Consider the following 5,079-nt stretch of genomic DNA (forward strand, 5'->3'; position numbering starts at 1 on the left):
GACGGCCTGATCAGCGAAGTCTCTAGGGGCGGTTCGTCCCCGGTATAATGCCCAAGGGAGAAAATTGAAGAAATGAACTGGATTGTTCGCTGGATCGTGGGGGCCGTGGCGCTCTACCTGACCGTGTTTTCCTGGAGCTATGTTCAGCCGCTGGCACCGTTTCTGGGGGGCAAGCGGGGGCTGGTACTGGATGGGGCGGTCGGGGCGTTTTTTGCCATCGCCGTGGTAACTCTGGTCAATGCCTTTGTGGGGCCGCTCCTGCGCTTGCTGGCCGCGCCTCTGAACTGCCTGACAATGGGCCTGATGCGCTTCGTGGTCAATGCGCTTCTCTTCTGGATCGCCGGGTCGGTAGGGCTGGGGCTCTCGGTGCAGGGATTTCTGCCCGCGCTCTATGGCTCGATCGCGCTCTCGTCTATCTCCGGGGTGCTGGACTTGCTGATTCCCAAGGATAAGGACTAAGCGCACATGACTCCCGTGGTGGTGCTGACAGGAATGAGTGGGGCGGGCAAGCAGACGGCGGCGCGCAGTTTTGAGGACATGGGCTGGCAGGTCGTGGAGAATATCCCCCCGCGCCTGTTTTCGTCTTTGCTTTCGGGAATGCCCAAGGACGAGCCGCTCTGCATTGTGAACGATGTGCGCTCCGGGGAGTTTGAGGCGCTCCCCGCCGGAATTCTCTCTCTGTCCGCCGCGCCCACTCTTGTCTTTCTGGACTCCAGTGACGAGACCCTGATCCGGCGCTTCAAGGAAACCCGCCGTCCCCATCCTTTTTTCTTTGAGGCGGGCGGGATTCTCCCCGCGATTGCTCTGGAGCGAGCACGGTTAACCTCTCTCAAGGAGCAGGCCGATCTTGTGATTGACACATCGGGCATGAGCATGCCCGAGCTCCAGGCGTTTCTGCGCGAGCGCTTCGCCGCGCCCGAGCACCAGCAGCAGCCCATCACGGTGACAGTGGCTTCGTTTGGCTTCAAGCACGGGACACCTCTGGATGCGGATTTATTATTTGACGTGCGTTTTTTGCGCAATCCTTACTACAATCAAGCACTCCGAGAAAAAGACGGGCGTGACGAGGAAGTCCGGACATTTGTGGAGGCGGATGAAAGAACGGGGGCGTTTCTGGAGCGGCTCTATGATCTGGTGGGCTGGTCGCTCCCGCACTATATTGCGGAGGGAAAGGCCTACTTAACCATTGGCATTGGCTGCACGGGTGGCAAGCACCGTTCCGTGATGATCTCGGAGAAGCTCTCGGTGTTCTTGAAAGCCCTGGGCTATAGAGTGCTCACCCAGCACCGCGATGTGGAGAGGCGCTAAGCGTGGCCACTCCGCTCTCCACTCCGCAGCAGATAGTCGTCAGTGGTGCCAAGTGGCTGGCACCTGGTCTGAAGGTCAAGCGCTATCTTTTGCTGATCCCCATCGGGCTCTTGCCGGTTGTGATCGGGGTGGCGCTTCTCATCAATATCCGCAACACGGACTACTACGACTGGCTCGATCACCGGATCAACCAGCTTCTCCATGTGGATATCGCCGACATGCGCTTCTATCTGCCGGTGGGGCTGGCGCTGATTTTGTTGGGCCTCTTGCTGATTCTCAGCGCCTTGATCGCGGTGAATCGCAGTATTGTTGGGGTGATTTCGCCTGAGCACTTGGAGAGTCTGCCTGAGGTGATTCAGCGGAAACGCTCGCTCAATCAAGGGGCGCGGATCGTGGTGATTGGGGGGGGGACGGGCCTCTCTACTCTCTTACGCGGCCTGAAACAATACTCCTCGAATTTAACGGCCGTGGTGACCATGACCGATGACGGTGGCTCGTCGGGCTTGCTTCAGCAGCAGCTTGGAGGAATGCCGCCACCGGGGGACATCCGAAACTGTTTAGTGGCGCTCGCCGATGCGGAGCCGCTGATGCAGCAGCTTTTTCAGTTTCGCTTTGAGACCCGAGATACAAAAGACGGTCTGAGCGGTCATAGTTTTGGCAATCTTCTCATTGCGGCGATGATGCAGATTACGGGGGATTTTGAAAAGGCGGTAGAGAAGACCAGTGAGATCCTGGCAATTCGTGGCCGTGTACTGCCCTCTACCGTGGAGTCTGTCGTTCTTGTGGGGAAGCTTGCCGATGGCCGGGAAGTGACAGGGGAGACCAAGATCGTCAAGGATCCGAGTGCGATTGATCAGATTATGCTCTGCCCGGAAGCGCCGACTCCTCCACAGGCCGTTCTCGAAGCCATCCGCGATGCCGATATTGTGGTGCTCGGTCCCGGCAGCGTGTTTACGTCGGTGATCCCGAACTTGCTGGTGCGCCCTATTGCGGAGGAGCTTGCCAAAAGCCGTGCGCTGCGTGTCTATATCTGCAATGTCATGACCCAGCCTGGTGAGACCGATGGTTTTACGGCCTCTCAGCATCTGGCTGCTATTGAGAGGCATCTGCTCCCTCTGCCTGTAGGCCGTAAGATCGTGGACTATGTGTTAGTGAACACGGCACGTCCGTCTTTGGAGGCGATGGAGCGCTACGCTAAGACGGGGGCTGAGATTGTTTTTGCGGATATTGAGGCCATTAAAGACATGGGCTACCGGCCTATCGCTGGCAAGTTCCTCTTTGAAGCGCAGCTTGTCCGCCACGATCATGAGCGCCTCGCCCGTGCGATTCTTCGTCTTTGGCAGGAGCGGCGTGTCAAGCGACGAGGGCCGTCGTGACGGCCAACCTGACAGAGACAGGCCACGTTCTCTTTCTCGATCTGGTGGGCTACTCACTGCTCTCGCAGGAGGCGCAGGCCGCGCGTGTCACCGAGCTGCTGGCGTGTGTTCGAGGTACGAAAGCCTTTCAGAGTGCGGAGCAGGCGGGGGAACTTATTCCAATCGCGACGGGCGATGGCGTGGCACTTGTCTTTTTACGTTACGCGCTGGCACCACTGATCTGTGCTTGTGAGGTGAGAGAGAAGGCCGCAGGGCTTCCGCTGCGCATGGGGATTCATGTCGGCCCGGTGACACGCGTCAGTGATATTAACGGCGCGGTAAGCGTCACGGGAGGTGGTATCAACACTGCCAAGCGCATTATGGACCTTGCCGATGCGGGCCAGATCCTTCTCTCCGATGCCGCCTTTGCCCTGGTGAGAGAGCACGATGCCTGGAAAGAGCGGCTTAGGTTTGTGGGTGAGCGCGACACCAAGCACGGGGAGCGCATGCGCGTGTGGGGACTCACCGACCCTCTTCCCCTCGCCTTCGCTACCGCGCGAAGAGGGGAAGGCAATACAACCCCCGGTGGCGCCGTCCCTCTCACCTCGGAGCACTACGTGGTGCGCTCTGTAGACGGGCAGTTTCATGCAGCATTGCAGGCACAGTCGGCTATTGTGCTACTGAAAGGCGCACGGCAGGTAGGGAAGACGAGCCTCCTCGCTCGTGGCTTGCAAGCGGCACGCCAGCGTGGCGCACAAGTGGTGATTCTGGATTTTCAGAGCTTGGGCAGTGATGTTCTCGCTTCGGCGGAGAGCCTCTACCGGGCAATGGCGGAGAGCCTCTGTGAGCAGCTCGACCTCGACACCCTCCCCGAGAGCCACTGGAGTGCAAGCCGTTCGGGGGCGGCGAACTTAGAGCGTTATCTGCGACGGGTTATTTTTGCTGTCAGTGAGCGCCCGCTGGTCTGGGGCTTGGATGAGGCCGACCGGCTGTTTCCTCTGAGCTTTGGGAGCGAGGTCTTCGGGCTCCTGCGCTCTTGGCACAACCGCCGCACGCTCGATCCCGAGGGGCCGTGGAGCCGTTTGAGCGTGGCGATTGCCTATGCCACCGAGGCGCATCTCTTTATTACGGATCCCAATCAGTCGCCGTTTAATGTGGGGGTGCGTCTGCTCCTCACGGACTTTACCCAAAGCGAGGTTGAGCAGCTTGCCAGGCGCTACCAGAGTGATGCAACCGCCGTGCTGTATGCGCTTCTGAGTGGGCACCCGTATCTGACACGTCGGGGTTTGGAAGTGCTGACCGCAGGTGGTACGCTAGAGACAACCCACGTCTTCGACGATCACCTGGAGCGGCTCCTCTTCTCCTTGAGCCAGGAACCCCTTCTTCGTGAAGCCATTTTGCTGGTATTGGGAGGCAAGGCTCCCTCTGGGGAAGCCTTTTTCCGTCTGCGCGCTGCGGGTGTGCTGGCAGGGGAGAGCGCCTCCGAGGCACGCCTGCGCTGCCTACTCTATGAAAACTACCTGAGAAAACACCTTGAGTAACTCTATTTCGGTTCGTGTTCCTGCAACCTCGGCCAATATCGGCCCCGGCTTTGATACCATTGGGGTTGCGCTGGATCTGCACAATGTCTTCTACTTCGATGTGCTCACGGCCAGCGCCTCGCCCGTGCTACGGCCACGCACCCTGGTGTTGGGGGAGGACAGCCTGGCCCATCTTGCACTCAGTCGCCTCTACGAAAAGCTGGGCAAGCAGCGCCCGAAGCTTTTTGTGCAGACCGAGGCCAATATTCCCTTCTCCCGTGGTTTAGGAAGTAGCTCCACTGCGGTTGTGGGCGGCTTGCTGGGCGGCAATGCGCTGCTGGGGAACCCGCTGGATCGCGAGGAGATTCTTGCACTTGCGCTGGAGATTGAGGGTCACCCGGACAATGTCGCGCCTGCACTCTTCGGCGGCTTCCAGATTGCCGTGCGCGAGCCCGATGGCACGATTACGCGCGTTTCCGTGCCCGCGCCGGAGGGATTAAAGGCCGTTGTCTGCATCCCGGAGCTGATTCTTCCCACCGAGCACGCACGCGCCGCTCTGCCAGAATCCTGGACCCGCGCGGAGACTGTCGCTAATCTGGGACGGGTTGCGGTGCTCATGACGGCACTTCTCTCCCGCCGCTGGGAGCTGCTGCGTGTGGGAATGGACGATCGCCTTCACCAGCCTTACCGTGAGAAACTCATCCCCGGTTTCCGTGCCGCCGTCGAGGCGGCACTCGCTGCCGGGGCCTACGGAGCCGCTCTCTCTGGTAGTGGTAGTGCTATTCTTGCTTTCACCGAAGCCCACGAGGAGCGCATCGGCGAGGCAATGGCCGGTGCCATTCGCAGTGCCGGGGTACTCGCTCAGTGGATGCCGCTTAACTTGGATGCGAGTGGGG

5 protein-coding genes are annotated in these 5,079 nt (G+C 59.8%); all 5 read left to right on the forward strand.

What is annotated here, in order from left to right:
• The first annotated feature begins 72 nt into the window (after positions 1-72).
• On the forward strand, positions 73-459 hold the full coding sequence (locus ACH2EH_RS09095) for a phage holin family protein (protein WP_395140956.1): 387 nt from the start codon (positions 73-75) through the stop codon (positions 457-459).
• Between the two features lie 6 nt (positions 460-465).
• Positions 466-1,308 (forward strand): RNase adapter RapZ, encoded by an 843-nt coding sequence (gene rapZ / locus ACH2EH_RS09100; RefSeq protein WP_395140958.1) that lies wholly within the window; start codon positions 466-468, stop codon positions 1,306-1,308.
• A gap of 2 nt (positions 1,309-1,310) precedes the next feature.
• Complete coding sequence (gene yvcK / locus ACH2EH_RS09105; protein ID WP_395140960.1) at positions 1,311-2,684, forward strand: uridine diphosphate-N-acetylglucosamine-binding protein YvcK; 1,374 nt, start codon at positions 1,311-1,313, stop codon at positions 2,682-2,684.
• A complete protein-coding gene (locus tag ACH2EH_RS09110) occupies positions 2,681-4,204 on the forward strand; it encodes an AAA-like domain-containing protein (protein ID WP_395140962.1) in 1,524 nt (507 codons plus the stop codon). Before yvcK ends, ACH2EH_RS09110 begins: the two co-directional genes overlap by 4 nt.
• On the forward strand, positions 4,197-5,079 hold an 883-nt coding region (gene thrB, locus ACH2EH_RS09115), incomplete at its 3' end, for a homoserine kinase (RefSeq protein WP_395140964.1). The genes ACH2EH_RS09110 and thrB, both read left to right, overlap by 8 nt.

This window comes from Armatimonas sp. (assembly GCF_043760365.1).
GTDB lineage: Bacteria > Armatimonadota > Armatimonadia > Armatimonadales > Armatimonadaceae > Armatimonas.